At 41.4% G+C, this 21,940-nt stretch carries 19 protein-coding genes and 1 tRNA gene; 12 read left to right on the top strand and 8 right to left on the bottom strand.

Annotation, left to right across the window (positions count from 1 at the left end; translation table 11 throughout):
* Positions 1 to 94 precede the first annotated feature (94 nt).
* A complete protein-coding gene (locus BUB08_RS04230) occupies positions 95 to 1,681 on the top strand; it encodes a purple acid phosphatase family protein (protein WP_072999240.1) in 1,587 nt (528 codons plus the stop codon).
* A 71-nt stretch (positions 1,682 to 1,752) separates the two neighbouring features.
* Positions 1,753 to 2,922: a right-handed parallel beta-helix repeat-containing protein gene (locus BUB08_RS04225; RefSeq protein ID WP_072999238.1), complete on the top strand. Its 1,170-nt coding sequence runs from the start codon at positions 1,753 to 1,755 to the stop codon at positions 2,920 to 2,922.
* A gap of 87 nt (positions 2,923 to 3,009) precedes the next feature.
* Here the strand turns inward: BUB08_RS04225 and BUB08_RS04220 are convergent, their stop codons facing one another.
* The 5 genes from BUB08_RS04220 to BUB08_RS04200 form a co-directional block, all read right to left on the bottom strand.
* The gene (locus tag BUB08_RS04220; RefSeq protein WP_072999236.1) at positions 3,010 to 4,233 is read right to left on the bottom strand and encodes a 4Fe-4S binding protein; all 1,224 of its coding nucleotides are present in this window, start codon (positions 4,231 to 4,233) and stop codon (positions 3,010 to 3,012) included.
* A gap of 44 nt (positions 4,234 to 4,277) precedes the next feature.
* Complete coding sequence (locus tag BUB08_RS04215; RefSeq protein WP_072999234.1) at positions 4,278 to 4,574, bottom strand: hypothetical protein; 297 nt, start codon at positions 4,572 to 4,574, stop codon at positions 4,278 to 4,280.
* Between the two features lie 2 nt (positions 4,575 to 4,576).
* Positions 4,577 to 6,055, bottom strand: a complete 1,479-nt coding sequence (locus BUB08_RS04210) for a reductive dehalogenase (RefSeq protein WP_072999233.1) — start codon at positions 6,053 to 6,055, stop codon at positions 4,577 to 4,579.
* 83 nt (positions 6,056 to 6,138) lie between these two features.
* Entirely contained in the window at positions 6,139 to 6,738 is a 600-nt protein-coding gene (locus BUB08_RS04205) for a TetR/AcrR family transcriptional regulator (protein ID WP_072999231.1), read from the bottom strand.
* Between the two features lie 348 nt (positions 6,739 to 7,086).
* Positions 7,087 to 7,158: transfer RNA gene (locus BUB08_RS04200), tRNA-Arg, on the bottom strand.
* A gap of 197 nt (positions 7,159 to 7,355) precedes the next feature.
* Between BUB08_RS04200 and BUB08_RS04195 the strand changes: the two genes are divergently transcribed.
* The 3 genes from BUB08_RS04195 to BUB08_RS04185 are packed head-to-tail and all read left to right on the top strand — an operon-like array spanning position 7,356 to position 8,760.
* The gene (locus BUB08_RS04195; protein ID WP_072999230.1) at positions 7,356 to 8,138 is read left to right on the top strand and encodes an HD domain-containing protein; all 783 of its coding nucleotides are present in this window, start codon (positions 7,356 to 7,358) and stop codon (positions 8,136 to 8,138) included.
* Positions 8,138 to 8,548, top strand: coding sequence for a secondary thiamine-phosphate synthase enzyme YjbQ (locus tag BUB08_RS04190; RefSeq protein ID WP_072999228.1), 411 nt, complete (start codon positions 8,138 to 8,140; stop codon positions 8,546 to 8,548). The genes BUB08_RS04195 and BUB08_RS04190 overlap by 1 nt, the downstream gene beginning before the upstream one ends.
* Positions 8,548 to 8,760 carry a (2Fe-2S)-binding protein gene (locus BUB08_RS04185; RefSeq protein WP_072999226.1) on the top strand — a complete coding sequence of 71 codons (213 nt, stop codon included), beginning with the start codon at positions 8,548 to 8,550 and terminating at the stop codon, positions 8,758 to 8,760. Before BUB08_RS04190 ends, BUB08_RS04185 begins: the two co-directional genes overlap by 1 nt.
* A gap of 61 nt (positions 8,761 to 8,821) precedes the next feature.
* Here BUB08_RS04185 and BUB08_RS04180 read toward each other — a convergent pair whose 3' ends face one another.
* The gene (locus BUB08_RS04180) at positions 8,822 to 9,646 is read right to left on the bottom strand and encodes an XRE family transcriptional regulator (protein WP_072999224.1); all 825 of its coding nucleotides are present in this window, start codon (positions 9,644 to 9,646) and stop codon (positions 8,822 to 8,824) included.
* A gap of 63 nt (positions 9,647 to 9,709) precedes the next feature.
* Between BUB08_RS04180 and BUB08_RS04175 the strand changes: the two genes are divergently transcribed.
* From BUB08_RS04175 to BUB08_RS04155, 4 genes are all read left to right on the top strand, one after another.
* Entirely contained in the window at positions 9,710 to 10,462 is a 753-nt protein-coding gene (locus tag BUB08_RS04175; RefSeq protein ID WP_072999222.1) for an ImuA family protein, read from the top strand.
* A complete protein-coding gene (locus tag BUB08_RS04170; RefSeq protein WP_072999220.1) occupies positions 10,455 to 11,948 on the top strand; it encodes a Y-family DNA polymerase in 1,494 nt (497 codons plus the stop codon). Before BUB08_RS04175 ends, BUB08_RS04170 begins: the two co-directional genes overlap by 8 nt.
* A gap of 17 nt (positions 11,949 to 11,965) precedes the next feature.
* Complete coding sequence (locus BUB08_RS04165) at positions 11,966 to 15,160, top strand: error-prone DNA polymerase (RefSeq protein WP_072999848.1); 3,195 nt, start codon at positions 11,966 to 11,968, stop codon at positions 15,158 to 15,160.
* 194 nt (positions 15,161 to 15,354) lie between these two features.
* Positions 15,355 to 16,041 carry a Crp/Fnr family transcriptional regulator gene (locus tag BUB08_RS04155; RefSeq protein WP_245820169.1) on the top strand — a complete coding sequence of 229 codons (687 nt, stop codon included), beginning with the start codon at positions 15,355 to 15,357 and terminating at the stop codon, positions 16,039 to 16,041.
* On the opposite strand, the gene BUB08_RS04150 is transcribed toward BUB08_RS04155, so the two are convergent.
* Together BUB08_RS04150 and BUB08_RS04145 are read right to left on the bottom strand one after the other, a co-directional pair.
* The gene (locus BUB08_RS04150) at positions 16,042 to 18,513 is read right to left on the bottom strand and encodes a bifunctional UDP-N-acetylmuramoyl-tripeptide:D-alanyl-D-alanine ligase/alanine racemase (protein ID WP_072999215.1); all 2,472 of its coding nucleotides are present in this window, start codon (positions 18,511 to 18,513) and stop codon (positions 16,042 to 16,044) included.
* Positions 18,510 to 19,091, bottom strand: a complete 582-nt coding sequence (locus BUB08_RS04145) for a thymidine kinase (RefSeq protein WP_072999213.1) — start codon at positions 19,089 to 19,091, stop codon at positions 18,510 to 18,512. Before BUB08_RS04145 ends, BUB08_RS04150 begins: the two co-directional genes overlap by 4 nt.
* A gap of 80 nt (positions 19,092 to 19,171) precedes the next feature.
* Here BUB08_RS04145 and BUB08_RS04140 point away from each other — a divergent pair, with 80 nt between their 5' ends.
* Genes BUB08_RS04140 through BUB08_RS04130 form a run of 3 tightly spaced genes read left to right on the top strand, consistent with a single transcriptional unit; the run spans position 19,172 to position 21,488 of the window.
* The gene (locus BUB08_RS04140; protein ID WP_072999211.1) at positions 19,172 to 20,002 is read left to right on the top strand and encodes a hypothetical protein; all 831 of its coding nucleotides are present in this window, start codon (positions 19,172 to 19,174) and stop codon (positions 20,000 to 20,002) included.
* Positions 19,995 to 20,702, top strand: a complete 708-nt coding sequence (gene rsmI, locus BUB08_RS04135; RefSeq protein ID WP_072999210.1) for a 16S rRNA (cytidine(1402)-2'-O)-methyltransferase — start codon at positions 19,995 to 19,997, stop codon at positions 20,700 to 20,702. The genes BUB08_RS04140 and rsmI overlap by 8 nt, the downstream gene beginning before the upstream one ends.
* 60 nt (positions 20,703 to 20,762) lie before the next feature.
* Positions 20,763 to 21,488 (top strand): YjjG family noncanonical pyrimidine nucleotidase, encoded by a 726-nt coding sequence (locus tag BUB08_RS04130; protein WP_072999208.1) that lies wholly within the window; start codon positions 20,763 to 20,765, stop codon positions 21,486 to 21,488.
* Positions 21,489 to 21,940: the final 452 nt, after the last annotated feature.

Below are 21,940 nucleotides of genomic sequence, written 5' to 3'. Positions count from 1 at the left end.
TAAAAAGCATGACGATGGAATTCACACCAAAAGCGATGGCTAAATATTGGTATGAATTCCATCCGATTCCTTAAAAAACTAAAATTTTACAAAAATGAAATTACAAAGCATTTTGGCGTCACTACTATTAAGCTTGTGTTTTAACGTTAGCATGGCACAGCACAAAAGTATTGTTTATAAAACGCCCAAATACGAAAAAGAATGGATGCAACCAACTGTACATCCAGACCGGATAATACTGAATTACGGCGCCGACCCGCGAACAACGGCAAGTGTTACCTGGAGAACGAGTGCAGATGTAAAAACCGCTTATGCTGAAATTGCAAAAGCTACAGCAGCTCCAAAATTTTGGCGCACCAGCGAACGTTTTGCCGCAAACACAGAATTGCTGGATGGAAGCAAAGTAAAAGACGCCGGCATTGTTGCAAACTATCACTCGGTAACATTCAAAAATCTCGAACCAAATACGCTCTACGGATACCGGGTAGGCGACGGAGAACACTGGAGCGAATGGATTCAGTTTAAAACGGCATCCGACTCAAACGACAAATTTTCTTTTTTGTATGTTGGCGATGCCCAGAACTATATTCTGGAACTTTGGTCCCGCTTAATTCGCCAGGGATTTTTACAGGCACCAAACGCCCGTTTTATTGTTCATGCAGGCGACCTGGTTAGCACAGCTCACAGCGAACAACAATGGGAAGAATGGTTTAAAGCCGGAAGTTTTATTCATGGTATGATTGCTTCTTTCCCGGTTCCCGGAAATCATGAATACGAGCCGCTATACGAAGGACAAGACGATGATCTGGAAAAACTCAGCATTCAGTGGAGGCCGCAATTCACATTGCCCGAAAACGGATTAAACAATATCGATGAGTTAAAGGAGACAGTCTATTACATGGACTTTCAAGGAGTTCGGATGATCGGATTAAATTCGAGCGAACATCGTGAAGAACAGGCAGAATGGCTGGAAAAAGTACTGGCCGACAACCCCAATCAATGGACTGTGGTTACTTTCCACCACCCTCTTTATTCAGCATCAGAGGGGCGTGACAACAAGAGCTGGAGAGAGCTGCTGAAGCCCATTTTCGATAAATATCATGTAGACCTTGTTTTGCAAGGACACGACCACACGTATGCCAGAGGCCGTGTTTCTCCCAAAGAATACAACCTCACTTCCGGAGTTAATAAACGCGACCAGACAGGTACTGTTTACGTAGTTTCTGTAAGTGGAGGAAAAATGTATCGGCTGCGCAAAAATGGGTGGAAAAACTGGGGCGCAGAACAAAATCGCGATGGAGAAAACACTCAACTGGTTCAGGTAGTAACCGTAAATAAAGATACCATTCACTATAAATCGTACACGGCTACCGGCGATTTATACGACGCTTTTAACTTGATCAAAAATAAAAAAGGTCCCAATACTTTTGTCGACCTCAAAGATGAAGCAATAGCGGCAAGATATCATAACAACACTATTTCTTATTTTGACGAGCTTCCGTTGGATATCAAAAAGAAGGTGTTGGAAAAATACCCGGGTTTTAAAATTGATAAAGTGAGTATCCGGGAAGGAAAAGACGCCTCAATTTATTACGATGTCGATCTCGAAAAAGGAGATGAAGAGTATGAGCTTAAAATTGATGAGCAAGGTGTAATTTTTTCCGAAGAAAAAGACAACTAAAATAATTCAACAAAAATGAGGCTGCTTCAACAATTTGGCAGCCTCATTTTCACATATAAAAAAAGCAAATAATGACTGGCACTAAAACATTTACAATTATTCTTTTCCTGAACATTGTACTTTTTAAAACGGGGTATTCCTCTATTTTAAAAGTTCCGGAACAATACAAAACAATACAAGAAGCAGTTAAAGCAGCAACCCAAGGAGATACCGTGTTGGTGGCGAATGGTGTTTATCACGAAAATTTTGAAATAGCACAAAAAGACCTTACACTTACCTCAAATTATATTTTTTCGAACAACAAGCAAGACATACGTAATACAGTAATAAATGGCAGTAAAAACGATTACGTTATTAATGTTACCGGACCAAATACAACCATTACAGGATTTACTATTGAAAATGGCAGTGATGGTGTTTCCGTGAGGGAAAAAATGAATTTCACACACAACATTGTCAGACATTGCAGCGACGGATTGGATTATGAAAGTAACAGCGGCGGATTGTGCCAAAACAACATTTTTGAGCTAAACAGCGATGATGGTATCGATTTGGATGACGATGTTGATATTGTTATCGAAAGAAACATTATCAGAACCAATAAAGATGATGGCATTGAAATACGCTTGCAGCACTATTCCGGAGATACGCTGAATTATGAAATCAGTCACAACCTGATTGTTAATAATGGCGAAGACGGCATCCAACTGATTGGCTATCCGGAAGAGTCGGCCCGCGTAATCACAATACAAAACAACATTATTGCAAACATCAGCATGGCGGCAATTGGCTGTATGTCTGACGGCAACACAAAAGAGAATTTTGAGGCCGCGCCATTAACCGAGCGTATTTACATTTACAACAATACAATAGCTAGTTGCTCTTATGGAATTTGCGGTGGAGGAAACTCCATTGTGCTGAATAACTCCATTTCAAATATTCAGCATATCGCACTGAAAGGAATCAATCAAAAATCGATTGTTGCATACCAAAATGTATATATTGCCGAAATACCTTTTTCTGAATGTAACCTGGTTGAGAATACAATACTAAGTTTAAATCCGATGCTGAATACTGACTATAGTTTATCCGAGAAAAGCCCGTTAATAGATCGTGGAATTTCAGAATTCACTCACAAAAACGAGCATTTTTACATTAAAAATGAGATGCATGGAAAATCTCCCGACATTGGTGCTATCGAAACGGGTTTACCCAATTGGGCAAAAGCGATTGGTTTTTAAACAAAATAGCTTGTCTTCCTATTTATCGCTCCAGCCAAAAATTTGCGATGTGCATGAGTATAACAATAACTATTGACACATATATAATCAATGAAATGATTGACATTTTTGATTCATCTTTTTGCATTGTGACTTGTTTTTAGTGGAGTTTTTTATTTTATGCTTAATCCAGTTTCTGAATCGATTTGTTAAGTTAAGTGCTGTACCAGCCGGACACAAAAAGCGACAATAAAAGCGTTTCCAAAAGAATGAGCTGAACAGTACCACAGGAAGTATGAACCATATTAAGCCATAACCATCTAAATTAAATAATGCTGCAAATGGTTCATAATTTCCACTCGAAGTATTTCGAAAATAGACCATTGTAACGACGGCAAAAAAGGTTAAGAGATAAAGAATTTTAGGGCCGTATTTTAGAACCATAGGATGAATAGGAAGTTTAAATCCACTAATCTTGGCAATTAATTCCTGCATCGCTCCAAATGGGCAGATCGAAGAACAATAAAGATTTTTTCCAGTAATAAAAATTAAAGCCAATGCACCACCAACAACCACCCACCAGGCAGCATTTGTATAAATACCAGGTACATACCCAAGAAATATAGATGTAAAATGAGATATACTAAATGGGAAGTTATAAACAAACCCAATGGCAATCAAACTAATTCCAAGAGTTAAATACCTTAATTTTTTAAACCTCAAATAGCTTCCAATCAATGCAAGTAAAAAAATACAAAACAGAATAATTTCTTTTGCGCCAAAAGAAAAAGCTGCGGTGCTCGTTTGTTTTTCATTGCCCAAAACAAAAAAAGCAGCTTCTTGCATACCTTCTTTGATAGCATTGGTAAAACCAGTTGATGAAATTGTTGCGCCTGTAACTGCGCTCAAATCATTCCCCAGTGTAAATGCTGACGTAGCAGGTAAAAAATTAAATTGTTTAAAAAATTCGTTTTTTTGAAGTTTTAACATGTAAGATGGTGTTTCGCAATGATCTAACACCTCAATTTTATTAATTTTTATTGCAGTATCAAGTTCTGCCATTACAATAAAAGGACCTCCCCACCCCATCCCTTTTTTAAAAATCAAATAATGGTCAACTTCATGTTCATGGTTCTTAATTTCATATAACAATGGATTTGTTTTGAGAGGTTGCAAATCCTTCAACTCTGGAAAAGATGTAGCAACGATACTTTTTAATTGTTGCTCTTGTCTTTTTAGCCCTGCTATATATACAATAACAAGTATAAGAATTGCCAAAATTGCGGATAAGCGTGAATAGCTTACCCGCTTTAAAGCATTAATTTTAATCATATTATTAAAATATCAGAAGATCTTAATTTTTTGTTGGAGCTCATTTATTTTTGAACTTCACCTGTTTTTTTTGTAGTAAACCTGGTAGCGATAGAGAAGCATACCAATGAACTTCCTCCAAAAAAGAGCATTCCAACTCCGGCTGCCTGGTTCTCAAATTCAATCAAAGAACTTATAGTCCATGCTACAGCAAAAACCAACAAACATATACCAACAACAATAAGCAAACGCGCCGGTAGTTTGAACGTATATTTTTTCTTCAGTTTTAAAATCTGAATAACAGCGAGGCAACTCAAAAAACCAAGTAAAAAAAACATCAATAGCATTAAATTTATATTCATGATTATATCCTCCTTTTCCAATAAGATTTCATTAATTTTTCACTTCCAGCCTGACCATATCCAAAGATTTCATCGAATGACCGCGCCAAATTTCTTAACCCTGGTATTTTTGTTATTGACCGGGCAGCTTCATGGTGCCACATATCAATTTTATTGTATGGGCAAACGGAAATACATACCGCACATTCGCCCCAGTTTTCTCCCCAAAATGATAGACATTTCTGATGGTCGTTATACCATTTATCAATTCCTTTTCCATTACAATCGTTCATGGGTTTATTCTCCGGATCGGTAGTTTTAACAGCTTTAGAAATGGCTTTGCTTGGGCATGCATCTGCGCATTTTCGACAAATTTCACAAAATTGTTTTACGCCAAATGTTTTCGGAGCATCAGTTGTAATATCCAAATCAGTATAAACTTTTGCCAACCTTACTCTCGGGCCAAATTCTTCAGTTATTAAAAGCCCCATACGAGACGATTCTCCTAACCCAGCCTGAATTGCTAAAGGTACACTAACTCCAACTGCGTTGCCTGCATGAACTGTATTATAACCAAGTCGTCTTAACATAAAAGCTAATCTCACAGATGTTTCCATCATTTTAGAATATCCCATACTGGTTGCTGCGGCACCAATAGCAGATGGTTGTGTTTTGTATGATTCATAATCCATTTCAAAGCCCAAAACAATAACTGATTTAGGCTCAAAATCGAATTCTACTTTTCTGAATATATTAACTTCTTCTTTAATTGGCTGCCCATTAACATCAAATGGTATATATGCTTCTGTATTATATACCCAACGTTCTTCGAAAGGTGCAATCCCAACTAAATCGGCCCCGTATAATTTAGCTGCTTTCTTAATAGCATATGCAGCATCATCAGTTGTCTCGAATTTATATTTTTTTGGAAATTTTTTAAATTGACCTGGTAACGGAACATCTTGTTTGTAAAGAGACAGAGGCATTAAAGTTCCATCCGGCAGTGATATAGCCGTACCACTCTCATTGGCCATAATTCTGGCAAATGCAGAACTGGTGAAGTTTTCCATACCAAGTGCTCCTGTATCTAATGCAAGATCAAGATCTGTGTGCCCGGGCTTTTGTTCTTTCAAATGCGGATTTTCCAGACCAGAAATGGGATTAAAACCATCAGACGAAAAAACCACATTCATAAAAGCATTCTTTAATTGTGGATTATCATCTGGGTTTAATGGTTTTATTCCAAAATCATTGAGAACTGATTTGCAAAAAGCTGTATTTGCTTGATCAAATCGTCTCATATTTGGATCTATTTTGTAGATGTCATCAATAGTGGCATGTCTTTTTGCGCTGCTACCTTCAACGCTTTTGTTTAAGGTTTGAGCGAGTGTTTCTTTAGGAGAAACAATTGCTGTTGCAGCAACCACCGCTGTTGTAAGAGATCCAATTTTAATTGCATCTCTTCTCGTAATTTTTTTGTCTAAGTTTTTAGTTGAATTCATAATCAATTATTGTTGATAAGTATATTGTATCCATTTATATCAGCACCAAAACATACACATGTGTATGTTTTGGTGCAAAAAAATTATGTCGCCAATTGCAACACAAATTTTTTGTATACATAATCCTTTATTTCCATCCTATTTTGTTTTGAAAAAAAACGTATTTTATTCGTATAATATCCCCAAATGAAATTATACATTACTCTTGCTTCCAGTTCAGTATTAATATCAGATTTTAACTCACCGGTTTGTATTCCTCTTTTTAATAAAGCGTTGTGCCGCTTAAACAATTCGTTAAACAATTTATCAACTCGCGTAATGATTGGCTGCATTTCTTCCGGGTGCTCAATTACCAGACCGTTATAAAGCAAGGCTGATTTATAATTAATATTAAAACGATCATCTAAAAGATAGTTAATGACTTTTTTTATAGTATTTACAACAGGTTCATTAGAATCTAATATAGCGTAAATATCATGCATCCCAGTATCAAAAGATTCCTTTAAAACCTGATCATATAGATCAAATTTGTTTTTAAAATTCCAATAAATAGCTCCTCTTGATAACCCAACTTCATTTGCAACATCTTGCAATTTTGCACCCTTATATGATGTTTTGCACAAAACATTAAGTGCAGAATTAATAAGTGATTTTTTGGTTATCTCGCTTTTAGAAATTTTCATATCACAAATATAACATACACACGTGTATGTTCCAAGAAACTTTTAAATTTTACTTATGAGTATAATCAACAACGTAAAACATATCCGCAAAAACATTGTTTTTCAACACAATTCAGACTTTGCATGCATGTTTGTTAGCACATATCCATTGCCCTAACTACATATTTACTTTGCAGGAAATATAAAAACAGATAAACACCCCATTGCGGGGGTTAATTTGTTAATCAATTATTGAATAACTAGATGTAAAAAACTGTCACCCAATTCCTTTTCTCAAAACGGTTCTATCTTTACATCGAACACACAAAAGCCCCGCAATAACTATAATTACGAGGCTTCTTCTTTTTGTGATCCCCACGGGATTCGAACCCATATCGTCAGAACCGGAATCTGAAATTCTATCCATTGAACTAGGGGACCAGATTCGGCTGCAAAAATAACAAAATTCTATAATTCGAAAACAAATATTTCAGTTCATTAAATAAAGGCTTCTGCTTTCTGAGCAAATAATGGCGAAAAAGCACCTTTTTGTTAAGATGTTAATAAAAATTGAAGGTATGGAATGCATCCGACCTGTAGTTTGAGTTACATTTGCACCTATTAAAGCGGAGGGATATATGGTAGAAAAGGTTAACCAGGCACAGTCAGACTTTAGTGCATACTATAGTTCATTTTCAGAATTAACAGAGCAGCAACGGAAAAACTTCGAAATTAAATACGAACATTCTTTGCGAGTTGCCCAATTGTGCCAATCAATAGCTGAAGAATTGGGATGGGAAGAAGACAGCCAGAACATTGCTTATATAACAGGCTTGTTTCACGACATTGGGCGCTTTAAGCAACTGGTGGAATTTGGCTCTTTTAACGATACTCAATCGGTTGACCATGCGCAGTACTCTGTGGAAGTGTTACAAGAAAAAGGCTTTTTAAATAGCTTTTCAGAAGAACAGCAAGCCGGTATTCTGGATGCTATTTTATACCACAACAAACGGGAACTGCCCGGCTCTCTTGCCGGAAATGCACTGGATTACGCCAAATTATTAAGAGATGCCGACAAGCTGGACATACTAAAAGTAATTACCGATTACTATGGCAATCCCAAAGCAGAGCCCAATCATACACTAACCTGGGATTTACCTAGGGGATCTGTTGTTTCGCCCGCTGTTGCAAAACAAATCATTGCCGGCAAACTGGTCGACAAAGAGCTGGTTGAAAGCGAACTCGACATTAAAATCATGCAGCTTTCGTGGGTGTTCGATCTCAACTTTAAACCCTCTTTTAAAATACTTATGGGGAAACGATTCCCCGAAAAAATTTATGCCACGTTATCGAAAAACGATACCGTAATACAAATTTACCGAACAGTAAAAGTTTATTCTGAGAACAAAGTTGTAGGTTAATGCAGAATACAATTAAAGTTTCCACACACAAACACAATGTTTTGGTTGATGTAACAGAGCAGGTGAAAGAAATTGTTCGCCTCGCCAATGTTACTACCGGACTTGTAAACGTTTATGTACAGGGAGCTACTGCCGGAATTATGATTCAGGAAAACTGGGATGAATCGGTACAAAACGATGTGGTTTCGCTGTTCAATAAATTAGTCCCTTCCGGAGTATGGGAACATGATGCTCAGGATAACAACGGCGATTCTCACCTGAAAGCAGGCATTGTTGGCCCGGGCGAAACCATTCCGATTATTAATGGGAAAATGGGACTTTCGACCTGGCAAAATATTTTTTTGTGCGAATTTGATGGTCCCAGAAAGGAACGAAAAATTGTTGTAACAGTTATTGAAACCGAAAAATAATGGCCAGAATTGTATGCCTGTGTAACTGGGTCGATAAAAAAGAGATTGAAGCGGCTTTAAAAAAAGGGGCAACAAGCACCGGAGAAATCCAGAAGCTGACCCTTGCCGGCACGTCGTGCGGCCGCTGCCTTCCCGAAATTGACCAGCTGGTTTCTGACTTTATAAACAAAAAGCCAAAAGACCCGCAAAAAAAGCTGGATTTTGATTTTTGACCCTCGCGAAAAGTTGGTTTTAAGCTGACAGACACAATCGCAAACAGCCCAAACATTGCTGCTATTCTCCGCCGGAATTCTTCGAAATTTGCCTGACTTTTCCTTCCAGCTTTCGAATTGCCTCCAATATCGTGGCCATCTCTGGGCGGGCTTCCGGAAACTTACGGCTCGTGTATGCATAAAAACGCCAGATCTCCATCACCTCCCCCGCTTCAACAGAGTAAGGGTTATACTCAGTATTAAGCGATTTCAGAAGAACAGCACCCTCAGCGTTCAGCGTAACCATTTTAAAAACAAAATCCTGCTGACCTCTCAAAATAACAATGCAGGGAGTATCCGGCTTTAAAGCAGTCCAGTCCGGTACATATTGCGCAACAATATCGCTGCCTTCAGGAACCGGCAGCATCGAGTCTCCCGTTGATGGAAAAATGCGAAAAGTCCCCTGCTTTGGTAAATTCGGAATCGAATATTTTGGCAATGCCGCAATAAATTCCGGATCATTATATCCGGCCATATACCCGGCTTTTGCTTTCACCGGCACATACTCCACATTTTCGTTGTTCGAACGGTCTACCGAAATGGCCAGCACCCTCAGGTTTCCTCCCCTGATGTACACATCATTCCCGGCTTCCAAATCACGTATTTTCAACTCCCCCAGTTTCGACAAATCTATTTTCAATAACGTATCAATGCTGATTTTGAAAAAGCCTGAATAATTGATGTAATCTTCCGGCTGGGGAGACTTTGTATTACCGGCTTCCAACGCAGCCAGTTTGGCACGGGTAAGCCCCAGTTTTGCAGCCAACATCTCCTGACTCATTTTTCTGCGCTCACGAAGGAATTTAATGTTTTGTGCAAAAAATATTTTTTGAAATCCCTGACTCATTTGTTATATTTAAAAACATCACATTGTTACTATTCATAACAAAGTTAAGAATATTTTTGAGTTATGGGAGAAATTGCGAAAAAGAAAGAAGTTATTAATCAGCTGAAAAAGAAGATTCTTTTAATGGAGGGGCTCAGCAAAAAGCAAGACAACCGGCTTGGCGATTTTGGCCTGGGGTCGGTAAACGAAGCTTTTCCCGGAGGGGCGTTCCCGGTTGGAACAATTCACGAATTTGTTAGCACTACCGAAAGCTGTGCCGCTGCAGCAAGTGGATTTCTTTCATTTTTGGTAAGTACATTTATGGGCAGAGACGGCTTCTGTTTGTGGATTAGCCCCAAACGCCAAATATTCCCTCCTGCACTCAGCTTTTTTAACATCAAACCACACCGGGTTATTTTTATTGATGTAAAACACCCCAAAGAAGTGCTTTGGGCAATGGAACAAGGTCTAAAAAACAAAGCCTTGTCGGTGGTTGTGGCCGAATTGCGTGAAGTGAGTTTTGCCGAATCACGCCGCCTGCAACTTGCTGTTGAGAACAGTGGGGCAACCGGTTTTCTGCATCGTATTCGGCCTCTCACAAAAGGCGCTTTGGCCTGCATTTCGCGCTGGAAAATAAGGCCACTCCCGAGCCGGGCAAACAACGGACTTCCCGGCGTTGGATTTCCTCGCGTGGAAGTAGAGCTGGAAAAAATTCACGGCGGCCGCCCTGGAGTCTGGCAGTTCGAGTGGCAAAACGGAAAATTCACTCCCGTTGCTAGTCAAAAACAAAGCAATCATGCTTCCTCTTCAATCCCTCAAAAGCCTAAATATGCATAAACGATATCTGTATATCTGGTTTCAATGGCTGGCAACCGACAGAATGGCTAAAATCAATCCGGAACTCCGGAGTAAACCGTTCTTGCTGCATGCCCCCGAACACGGGCGAGTGGTAGTCAGGGCAGTAAACCCGGCCTTGCAAAAAGAAGGAATTACATCCGGCATGGTGCTGGCCGATGTGCGTGCCATCTTTCCCGAAGTGGCCGTTTTTCCGTCAGAACCAGAAGCAGACAAAAAGCTGCTGAATAATCTGGCAGAATGGTGCTTCCGTTACACTCCGGTTGTTGCCACCGATTTACCTGACGGCTTGGTGCTCAACATTTCCGGATGTGCGCACCTTTGGGGAGGAGAACTCCCTTACATTAAAACCATAACCAAACGGTTATTCAGAGGCGGTTACTCAGTGCGTGCTGCCATTGCCGACACCATCGGTGCAGCCTGGGCTGTATCTCGCTACGGGAGCCAGCTTATTGTAAAACCGGGGCAACAACAAGAGGCTCTTCTTTCCCTTCCTCCGGCAGCATTGCGGTTAGAAAAAAACACTCTTCAGCGCCTGAACAAACTCGGATTCAGGCAAATCAGCCAACTCATTTCCATTCCGCACACCAACCTGCGCCGGCGCTTTGGCACCAACTTACTTTCAAAATTAGGACAGGCGCTGGGAACAGAAAGAGAACAGCTAATCTCGGTTCAACCTACGCCGGTTTACCTGGAACGACTCCCCTGCCCCGAGCCCATCCGAACGGCAAAAGGCATTAAAATTGCGCTGGAGCGACTGCTCGAAACACTGTGTGAACGATTTTTCAGGGAAGGGAAAGGCATGCGAACCGGCATTTTTAAAGGGTACCGCATCGATGGAGAAATTGTACAAATCAGCATTGGCACCAACCGGGCCTCTCGCCATGTAACACATCTGTTCAAACTTTTCGAATTAAAAATACCAGAACTGGAGCCGGCACTTGGAATAGAATTGTTTACCCTCGAAGCCGCGCTGGTCGAAGATGTCAGCGAATCTCAGGAAACGTTATGGAGCATAAGAAGCAATAACCAAACGGCAATTGCCGAGCTGCTCGACAATATTGCCGGAAAGCTGGGCGCGCAAGCCATCCACCGCTACCTGCCACAGGAACATTACTGGCCTGAACGTTCGGTAAAAGAAGTAATTTCGCTGGAAGAACAGCCCGAAACCCAATGGCGTACCAACAAACCACGCCCTCTCCTACTGTTGCCTAAACCAGAGCCGGTGGAAGTAATGGGTGCATTGCCCGATTACCCGCCGTTACATTTTATTTACAATGGGGAAATTATTTCGGTCAGCCGGGCAGATGGTCCGGAACGAATAGAACAGGAATGGTGGCTCCAGAGTGGCCCGCCAAGAGACTATTATCGTGTTGAATCAGAAGACGGTGCACGCTACTGGCTTTTCCGGTTGGGGCTGTACGACAAAGACAGGCCGCAATGGTTTCTGCATGGTTTTTTTGTTTAATCCAAACTACTTTTCAAATGCAGTATGCAGAGTTACAGGTAACATCAAACTTCACCTTTTTAAGAGGTGGCTCCCACCCCGAAGAACTGGTTGAACGCGCCGCTGAACTGGGGCACAAAGCCATTGCCATTACAGATAGAAATACCCTTGCCGGAATTGTCCGCGCCCACGTGGCAGCCCGCGGAAAAAATATTCGTTTTATTCCCGCCTGTCGCCTCTATTTACTGGACGGGCCAAGTTTGCTGGCTTACCCGACAACGCAGGCTGCTTATGCCAATTTATCGGCATTATTAACCGAGGGCAACCTCCGGGCAGAAAAAGGGCAATGCCACATTTACCGGGCCGATGTTTTCAACCACGCGAGCGGAATAAAGTTTATTGCAGTTCCCCCAACATCGCTTAATCCTGATTTAAATGTTCAACCTGAAATTATTACCGCGCTAAAAGAATACAAAGAAGTGCTCGGAAACAACCTGTACCTTGCTGCAAGTTTTTCGTACCAGGGCGACGACCAGAAAAAACTATTTCGGCTTGCCCAACTGGGAATTCCTCTGGCGGCAACCAACAATGTGCATTACCACACCCCGGAACGCCGCGAGTTGCAGGATGTACTAACCTGCATCCGGGAAAAATGCACAATTCAGTCTGCCGGGTTCAGACTTTGCCAGAATGCTGAGCGCCATCTGAAATCAGGCAGGGAAATGCAACGGCTTTTCCGGCAATACCCCGAAGCAATTCGCCATGCCTGCGAAATAGCAGATGCCTGTCATTTTTCTTTAGATGAACTAAAATACCTCTATCCCGAAGAAATTACCAGCAAAGGACGAACCCCTACCGAAGAACTGGTGCATCTTACCTGGAAAGGAGCCAACGAACGTTTTAACGGCGCCATTCCACAAAAAGTAAAGGAAACCATTGAAATGGAACTGGAATTCATCTCAAGAAAAGATTACGCGTCCTATTTTCTGACGGTGTACGATTATGTACGGGAAGCCCGGTCGCGGGGCATTCTCTGTCAGGGGCGTGGTTCAGCTGCCAATTCGGTAGTTTGCTACTGTTTGGGAATTACGTCTGTCAACCCGTCTAAATTTAAACTGCTATTTGCCCGTTTTATGAGCGACGAGCGCAACGAACCACCAGACATTGATGTGGATTTTGAACATGAACGCCGGGAAGAAATCATGCAGTACATCTACAAAAAATACGGGCGCGATCGGGCAGGAATTGTTGCCACCGTTACCGAAGTACACTGGAAGGGTGCTGTGCGCGATGTGGGAAAAGCCATGGGACTTTCGACTGATGCCATTAACGTACTTTCAAAATCCGGCTGGGAGTTTACAGAAGAGTGGTTCGAAGGCAAAAAATTGCTGGCAGCAGGGTTCAACGCCAACGATCCGCACCTGCGAAAAACACTGGAACTAACCATGCAATACATCGGGTTTCCGCGGCAACTGGGGCAGCACACAGGCGGCTTTGTAATTACACGCGGAAAACTGCACGAACTGTGCCCCGTTCTAAACGCACGCATGGAAAACAGAACCTGCATCGAATGGAACAAAGACGACATTGAGGCGCTGGGGTTTATGAAAGTTGACGTATTGGCGCTGGGGATGCTTACCTGTATTCGAAAAGCTTTCGATCTGGCAAAGCAGCATTACAACCTGAACCTGACTCTGGCCAACATTCCGCAGGACGACCCGAAAGTTTATGAAATGATTGGACACGCCGACACTCTGGGCGTATTTCAGATTGAAAGCCGGGCACAAATGTCGATGCTGCCGCGACTGAAGCCCCGCAATTTTTACGACCTGGTAATTGAAGTGGCCATTGTGCGTCCCGGCCCCATTCAGGGCGACATGGTGCACCCGTATTTAAAACGACGCAATGGCGAAGAACCGGTAAATTTTCCGTCGAAAGAGCTGGAGGCCATTCTTGGGCGCACCTTGGGGGTTCCGTTGTTTCAGGAGCAGGCCATGGAAATTGCCATTGTTGCTGCCGGATTTACCCCTGCCGAAGCCGACGGACTTCGCCGGAGTATGGCTACATTCAAATCCAAAGGAAAAGTGAGCTGGTACCGTGACAAGTTAATTGGTGGAATGATAAAAAAAGGGTACAAGCAGGAATTTGCAGAACGCGTGTTCCGACAGATAGAAGGATTTGGGAGTTACGGATTTCCGGAAAGCCACGCCGCCAGTTTTGCGCTGCTGGTTTATATTTCTTCGTGGATAAAGTGTTATTACCCGGATGTATTTTCGGCAGCTTTGCTCAACAGTCAGCCCATGGGGTTTTACCAACCGGCACAAATTGTTACAGATGCACGAAAACATGGAGTTATCGTCCGCCCTGTTGACATCAATTTTTCGCATTGGGACAACACCCTCGAAGAAAAAAACGGCTACTACTGCGCAATGCGACTAGGGTTCAGACAGGTAAAAGGAATTCGCGAAGACGACATGCAGGCGTTGGTATCCGGCCGGATTACGCCATACAAAAATGTGAACAACCTGCTGGACGCCGGAGTCTCCGCCTCATCGCTTGAGCGACTTGCCGATGCCGATGCTTTCCGTTCTGTAGGCCTCGACCGCCGGCAGGCATTATGGGAAGTATCGGCATTGTACGATCATCCTACCGGCATGTTCACCGGAACGCCTTTGCCCAAAGAACAAATTGTTGAGCTGCCCGCAATGACAGACAGCGAACACGTAATACAAGATTATCACAGCACTGCATTATCGTTAAAAGCCCATCCGGTTAGTTTTCTTCGGCAACAATTGGAGAACCTGCAAATTGTGCCGGCTTCTGCGCTAAAAAAAATGAAAAACGGCCAGGCTGTAAAAGTATGTGGATTAATTACCGTCCGGCAGCGCCCCGGAACAGCAAAAGGAGTATTATTTATCACCATCGAAGACGAAACCGGTTTTGCAAACCTGGTAGTTTGGGGCAACACTTTCGAAAAATACCGCAAGGTAATTCTGCAATCGCGACTGCTTATGGTGTCCGGAAAATTACAAATAGAAGGCGAAGTAATTCACGTGGTGGCTAACGCTTGCTTCAACCTGAATAATTTGATGAGAATGGAAACAGAAGGACGTAATATTGGGGCCATGAAAAAAACCGGAAGCGACAAACAAAACAGCTCAATAGAAAATGAAAAACAATTTTCAGAAAAAGCTGTGCAAGGTGAACTATTTCCGTCCCGGGATTTTAAATAACGAATATTTTGCCTTATCAACCGTTTTTCTGCATTCCGGCAATGTTGGTTGAGAATAAAAAGAAAATGAGCCCGGAAAACCCGACAGAAGCAGTCTGAGTACAAAATAAAAGCGAAAATTGAAGGCGTATTTCTTAAAATTTATAACTTTGATGCTGTAAAACATGTTATAAGGCATATATGTTAAATTCAGAGATGGGAATTAAAGATATTCTTGACAATCCAAACTCCATTTTTTGTCTGTTGAACCGGGAAGAAAAAGAAGAGCTGGAGCAACACATTTCGCTGGCTCACTACAAAAAAAATGAGTTTGTTTTTAAAGAAGGAGACAGACCAACCGGTTTTATGATGCTCGTAAGTGGCAAAGTAAAAATTTTTAAAGAAGGAGTTGGAGGTCGGGAACAAATTATCCGAATGGCCCGGCCACTTGGAATAATTGGGTACCGGGCCCTGTTTGCCGAAGAAAACCACATTGCCTCGGCAGTTACCATCGAAGAATCGATGATTTGTACCATCAGTCCCGATTTTGTACTGAACAAAGCATTAAAGAACAATCATTTTTCATTAAATATCATCCGTAAACTTTCGAAGGAACTGGGCTTTTCAAATGCCCGCACGGTTACTTTAACACAAAAACATATTCGCGGAAGACTGGCAGAGTCCTTACTTTTACTGAAGGACAAATATGGATTTGAGCACGATGGAACCACGTTGAAAGTGTACCTTTCGCGTGAGGATATTGCCAATTTGTCGAACATGACAACATCAAACGCCATTCGTACCCTTTCAACTTTTGCCAACGAAAAAGTGATTGCCATCGACGGAAGGAAAATCAAAATTCTCGATTCCAACAGACTGGACAGAATCAGCAAGCTGGGCTGATTATTCGTGAATATATATCCTCTTCACCCGTTGCGAAATCCCCGTTAATATTTCGTATGGAATAGTTCCTACTTTTTCTGCGACTTCGAGGATTGATATGTTCTGGCCAAAAAATTCCACCTCGTTACCGGGCTGAACCTCCAGTCCGGTTACATCCAGCATAAGCATGTCCATACAAATATTCCCGATTACCGGAACGCGTTTCCCTTTCACAAAAGCTTCCCCGTTTCCGTTTCCGAGTTTCCGATCCATTCCGTCGGCATATCCCACAGGAACTATGGCAATTTCAGCATCAGACGTAATTTTTCCTCTGCAATTGTAGCCAACCGTTTCTCCGGGTTTTAATTTTTTCACCTGCGAAATAATACTTTTAAACGTACTGATAGTTTGCAAAGGCAGGTTGGTTAAAGAAATACCGTAAAGGCCGATTCCCAGCCGCGCCATTTCAAACTGTTTTTCGGGAAAGCGCTCAATCCCTGCAGAATTTAATATGTGCCTGATTATTTTGTACGGAAAACCTTCGGTTATTATGCGCGAGAGCATTTCAAAACGACTAAACTGTTGTTGTGTAAATGCATCCATTTGCGGGTCGTCGCAGGCAGCCAGATGCGAAAAAGTTGAAGCAACTTTCAGCCGATCTGTTTTTTGCAAAAATGCAACCACCTCTTCTACTTCTTCTGCGGTTTTAAACCCCAGCCGGTTCATTCCGGTATCCAGTTTTATATGAACAGGAAATGCTGTAAGCGCATTTTCGGCAACAGCTTTCTCAAAAGCTTTCATTAAATCCTTGCTGTAAATGTTGGGTTCCAGCCTGAAGTCAATCATATTCTGAAAGCTGTGCTTTTCAGGATTCATCACAACTACCGGAGTTTGAACTCCTGCCTGACGGAGATCCACCCCCTCGTCGGCCACGGCAACAGCCAGGTAATCCACATTCTGAAACTGCAACAATTTGGCAATTTCCACATCTCCGCTTCCATAAGAAAATGCTTTTACCATTGCCGTTATTTTTGTTGCCGGATTGAGCCTGCTCCTAAAAACATTAAGATTGTTAATGAGTGCATTCAAATTAATTTCGAGCACGGTTTGATGCGCTTTTTTCTGCAACAAATCAGAAATTTTTTCGAAGGTAAACGTGCGAGCTCCTTTTATCAAAACAGCAGAATTTTTAAAATCATTCCGCATAAAACTTTTTTCGAAAGCTTTGGTCGACAGGAAAAACTTCTTTTCTGCGGAGAAAAGTTCGGGATGTGCAGAAATTTCTTTTCCGACGCCAATCAGTTGGCTGACTTTCCATTGTTCCAAAAGCTGATTTACCTGTCTGTAAAGTTCGCCTGAGGGAAGTCCGGTCTGCCGGATATCAGAAAGAACAACAACTTTTTTGAGATGGCTTTTTTGCGCCTGATGATGCAATACCGAAAGAGCAATGGACAACGATGCCAAATCAGAATTGTAATAGTCGTTAATTAACAGGCAATTATTGATGCCTCTTTTTATTTCGAGGCGCATGGCAACCGGAGCAAGCTGACTAAAGCGGGGCAGTATTTTTTCCGGATGCTTTGAGAGTGTCCACACCGCAGCAAAACAGTGACAAACATTTTCAATGGAAGAATCATCGGTAAACGGAACATCAAATTCAGCGGACTCTCCATTAACAGAAGCTTTCAGCCGTGTTGTTCCATTTTCTGCAGTTTTACTGAAACAGGCAAACGCATCGCGGTTTTTCATCGACCAGCTTACCGGATCTATATTATATTGTATACAAAACTCCCTTACAAGGCCGGCTGTATTTTCGTCATCGGAACAAAAAATCAGTTTTTTTGAGTTTCGGAACAATTTCAGTTTTTCCGCTGTTTTTTGCTGTTTCGATTGAAAATTTTCCTGATGGGCATCACCAATATTGGTTAAAATGCCAACCTCGGGAGAAATAACCGGGGCCAGTTTATCCATTTCTCCGGGCTGTGAAATTCCTGCTTCAAAAATGCCCAGCGTGTAATTGTTCTCCATCAACAAAACAGAGAGTGGCACCCCAACCTGCGAGTTGTAACTTTTGGGGCTGTGTACAATTCTAAACTCTTCAGAAAGCAACTCGTACAACCACTCTTTTACAATGGTTTTTCCGTTACTTCCGGTAATTCCGACAACCGGATAATGAAACCCGGCGCGATTGTGAGCTGCCAGTTTTTGCAGTGCTTTGGTGGTGTCTTTCACCAATATAAAAGCAGCTTTGCCGGAAACAACTTCAGATTCAGAAACCACAAAAGCTTTAATTCCTCTGTTTTGCAGTTCAGTAATGTATTCGTGACCGTTGTTCCGCGGCCCTTTTAATGCAAAAAACAGATTGTCGTCGTCTCCAAAAAAGGTGCGACTATCGGTTACAATGTGTTTAATTTTTAACGCAGAAAATGCGTCCGGCAGAAAAAGTTTTCCATGAACAATTTCTGCGGCTTCTTTTATAGAAAGTTTTGTCATTGTGCTTTTTTTGTTTTTAAATAGCAACTGCGGCAGAGGGGTTCGTACACTTCTTTCTCGCCCAGCAACACTACTTGTTCTTTTTCGGAGGTACGGTGCGAAAACTGGGCAATACTGCCGCAACGCATGCAAATGGCGTGTACTTTTGATACGTAGTCGGCCACAGACATAATTTCCGGCATGGGGCCAAACGGTTCGCCTTTAAAATTCATGTCCAACCCAGCAACAATTACTCGCACACCCATATTGGCCAGCTTTACAACTACGTCTGTCAGTCCTTTATCGAAAAACTGCGCTTCGTCAATTCCAACCACATCTACATTCCCTGACAGGAGTAAAATATTTGCAGAATTCTCAACCGGAGTAGAACGAATGGCATTCTCGTCATGCGACACCACTTCTGTTTCGGAATAACGCACATCAATTGCAGGTTTATATATTTCAACTTTCTGTTTTGCGAATTTAGCCCGCTTCAAACGGCGAATCAATTCTTCCGTTTTTCCTGAAAACATGGAGCCGGTTACCACCTCAATACTCCCCTGTTTTTTATGGCTGTTTACATCTCTTTCAATAAACATTTAGCGTTCGATGAATAAGAAATTAAAATTAGTACTTTTACAAAATTAATCTTTAAAAATAAGAATAGCCGGGCAAAGAAATGGAAAATAAAAAACTCATAAAAATATTAATAAAGGATATGTTTGAACTGGAAGATCTGATTGCGGAAATAAAAGCAAACAGGCAGTTCGACGACCTTGAAATGGAATTTGTCCACACTCGCGCCAAAGGAATTTTGCAGCTGTTACAACTGCTCGACAAACGAGACGAAGCAGCGCATACTGAACTCCAACCAACTGCGAGCGCAGAAAAAAAAGAGCCTGAAAAACAGGTCGAAACAGAAGTTTCTGAAATAGAAATTTCTGAAACAAAAGCAGAAACCGAAAAAGAAATTACAGAACAAATCCAGGTAAGCAAACCGATGCAACCAGAATCGGCTCAACAGGAAACTGAAATTGAAACCACAGTTCAAAAAGAGGAAAAAAAAGAACAAAAACCGGAGACTCCGGAAATAGCAGTTCCGGAAGAAGCAAAAATTTCTGCACGCACAAACGACATAGAAGACGACGATGACGACGTACTGGAAGACGACATTGAAAAGAAGGAAGTGATTTCGAGGTTGGGCGACAGCTTTCTGAAAGGAAAATCGCTGAATGACATAATTCCCGACCATGCCAATCTTGAGTTCAAATTATCGAACCGCCCGGTAAGCAGCATTCAGTCTGCCATTGGCATTAACGACCGATTTCAGTATATCCGTGAATTGTTTGACGGCGACAGTCAAAAATTTCAGGAAGCGGTAAAAACGCTCGACTCCAGACAAAACGGAAAAGAGGCGGTAGAATACCTGCGCACCAATTTTAAATGGAAAAAGAACGAAACCAGCCTCAAATTTGTAAACCTGGTAAAACGTAGATTCTCAAATGACTGACTCCGGTAAATTAATTTTGGTTCCCACCCCCATTGGAAACCTCGACGATATTACGCTGCGCGCCATTAACACGTTAAAAGATGCTGATGTTATTCTGGCAGAAGACACCCGTGTTTCTTTCAAATTAATGAGCCACCTCGGCATTGAGAAAAAACTGATTCCGCACCACAAATTCAACGAGCACAAAACCCTTGGAATGGTAATTTCCAGGCTGGAAGAAGGAAACACCGTGGCACTAATTTCAGATGCCGGCACTCCGGGAATTTCAGACCCCGGATTTCTGCTCGTGCGGGCGTGCGCCGAAAAAGACATCCGCGTGGAATGCCTGCCGGGGGCAACAGCATTAATTCCGGCACTTGCCGTTTCGGGCTTGCCCACAGAAAGGTTTGTGTTCGAGGGCTTTTTACCACAAAAAAAGGGCAGACAAAAACGTCTGAAAGAGCTTGTTGATGAAACGCGTACCATTGTTTTTTACGAATCACCTTTTCGATTGGTAAAAGCGCTCGGGCAATTTGCAGATTTTTTTGGAGAAGACCGCAATGCATGCGTTTGCCGGGAGCTTTCAAAATTTTTCGAAGAAGTAAAAAGAGGAACTGTTGCCGAACTCGAACAATATTATACTGAAAACCAACCCAAGGGGGAAATTGTGATTGTTGTGGAAGGCCACACAAAAAAATCAAAGGAGCAACAAGAAAATTAAATCGACTCAACAGCGCACGAAAAAAGAATATTTCTTTTCTGAAAGTCTGAGACATATTTTATGCTGAAAAAAAAATATACTCACCTGTTTTTCGATCTGGATAACACCCTCTGGGATTTTGAAAAGAATTCTTTTTATGCAATGCAAAATACCTTCTCTCATTTTCATCTTGAAAAACAAGGCGTTGATTTTGAGGACTTCTTTCGGGTCTATTCAAAACACAACGACCATCTCTGGAGTGAATACAGAAAAGGAAACGTAATAAAAAGAGACTTAAAATTATTACGATTTCAATTGACGTTTGACGAGCTGTTATTGTCCGGCATCGCTCCCGATGAAATGAGCTCGTTCTATCTCACAGAAATGCCGCTGCAAAAAAGACTGGTAAGCGGAGCAATTGAACTACTCGACTACCTAAAAGCAAAAAGCTACAATCTAGCAATTATCACCAACGGATTCAGCGAGGTTCAGTTAAAAAAAACCGAACAAACCGGACTAAGCAAATACTTCTCTAAAATTTATATCTCCGAAAACGTAAAATGCCCGAAGCCGCTACCCGGAATATTTGAGCATGCGATAAAATCATCCAACGCACCCAAAAAATCAAGCCTGATGATTGGGGACGATTTTCAAACAGACATTATCGGCGCACTCAGATACGGAATTGACGCGGTCTGGCTGAACCCCTCAGGCGATAATCTGGAAACAAAACTTATTGAAAAAAAAATACAAACACCTCAGGCATATTCAGTTTGCCTGTTAAACGAACTAAGACACATCCTCTAGCTTTCAAGCAGCACAACTCTTGTTTTTTTTACCGACGAAAAGAAATATTTTTCTTTTTTTATTCAATTCTTTTTTTAAAATTTGTGTTTAATGTTTTTTAACAAAAAATTAATGCTTCTTACAATTTTATTTATAGCAACATTGTTTTTTATTAAAATTAACTATAATTATGGAATATAAACTTAATTTTATAAGAACAAACACAGATATGATAAAAGATAAAAAGATCATTTCGCGGCCAAACGGAGCTATTTGCGCAGAAAGCACCTCTATTTAACATTAATTTAATAATTAGAAAAATTTAGAAAATATCTAGAAAGTATTTCAAGCCAGGAGGAACTCACTCTTCTTATTTTTACAATTACCCTTCATAGATTTTACATATCCTCCTGGCTTTTTAAAACTTTCTAATTCGAATAACAAATAAAAAAAATCAGTTTCAGCTCAGTTTA

Origin of the sequence: Mariniphaga anaerophila, from assembly GCF_900129025.1 — a bacterium.
GTDB lineage: Bacteria > Bacteroidota > Bacteroidia > Bacteroidales > Prolixibacteraceae > Mariniphaga > Mariniphaga anaerophila.
Note: the sequence above shows the minus strand (reverse complement) of the source record. Positions and strands in the feature narration are given on the sequence as shown.

Coding starts and splice junctions, on each gene's coding strand:
- BUB08_RS04230 (WP_072999240.1), top strand. CDS start 95: ATGAAATTACAAAGCATTTTGGCGTCACTACTATTAAGCTTGTGTTTT.
- BUB08_RS04225 (WP_072999238.1), top strand. CDS start 1,753: ATGACTGGCACTAAAACATTTACAATTATTCTTTTCCTGAACATTGTA.
- BUB08_RS04220 (WP_072999236.1), bottom strand. CDS start 4,233: ATGATTAAAATTAATGCTTTAAAGCGGGTAAGCTATTCACGCTTATCC.
- BUB08_RS04215 (WP_072999234.1), bottom strand. CDS start 4,574: ATGAATATAAATTTAATGCTATTGATGTTTTTTTTACTTGGTTTTTTG.
- BUB08_RS04210 (WP_072999233.1), bottom strand. CDS start 6,055: ATGAATTCAACTAAAAACTTAGACAAAAAAATTACGAGAAGAGATGCA.
- BUB08_RS04205 (WP_072999231.1), bottom strand. CDS start 6,738: ATGAAAATTTCTAAAAGCGAGATAACCAAAAAATCACTTATTAATTCT.
- BUB08_RS04195 (WP_072999230.1), top strand. CDS start 7,356: ATGGTAGAAAAGGTTAACCAGGCACAGTCAGACTTTAGTGCATACTAT.
- BUB08_RS04190 (WP_072999228.1), top strand. CDS start 8,138: ATGCAGAATACAATTAAAGTTTCCACACACAAACACAATGTTTTGGTT.
- BUB08_RS04185 (WP_072999226.1), top strand. CDS start 8,548: ATGGCCAGAATTGTATGCCTGTGTAACTGGGTCGATAAAAAAGAGATT.
- BUB08_RS04180 (WP_072999224.1), bottom strand. CDS start 9,646: ATGAGTCAGGGATTTCAAAAAATATTTTTTGCACAAAACATTAAATTC.
- BUB08_RS04175 (WP_072999222.1), top strand. CDS start 9,710: ATGGGAGAAATTGCGAAAAAGAAAGAAGTTATTAATCAGCTGAAAAAG.
- BUB08_RS04170 (WP_072999220.1), top strand. CDS start 10,455: ATGCATAAACGATATCTGTATATCTGGTTTCAATGGCTGGCAACCGAC.
- BUB08_RS04165 (WP_072999848.1), top strand. CDS start 11,966: ATGCAGTATGCAGAGTTACAGGTAACATCAAACTTCACCTTTTTAAGA.
- BUB08_RS04155 (WP_245820169.1), top strand. CDS start 15,355: ATGGGAATTAAAGATATTCTTGACAATCCAAACTCCATTTTTTGTCTG.
- BUB08_RS04150 (WP_072999215.1), bottom strand. CDS start 18,513: ATGACAAAACTTTCTATAAAAGAAGCCGCAGAAATTGTTCATGGAAAA.
- BUB08_RS04145 (WP_072999213.1), bottom strand. CDS start 19,091: ATGTTTATTGAAAGAGATGTAAACAGCCATAAAAAACAGGGGAGTATT.
- BUB08_RS04140 (WP_072999211.1), top strand. CDS start 19,172: ATGGAAAATAAAAAACTCATAAAAATATTAATAAAGGATATGTTTGAA.
- rsmI (WP_072999210.1), top strand. CDS start 19,995: ATGACTGACTCCGGTAAATTAATTTTGGTTCCCACCCCCATTGGAAAC.
- BUB08_RS04130 (WP_072999208.1), top strand. CDS start 20,763: ATGCTGAAAAAAAAATATACTCACCTGTTTTTCGATCTGGATAACACC.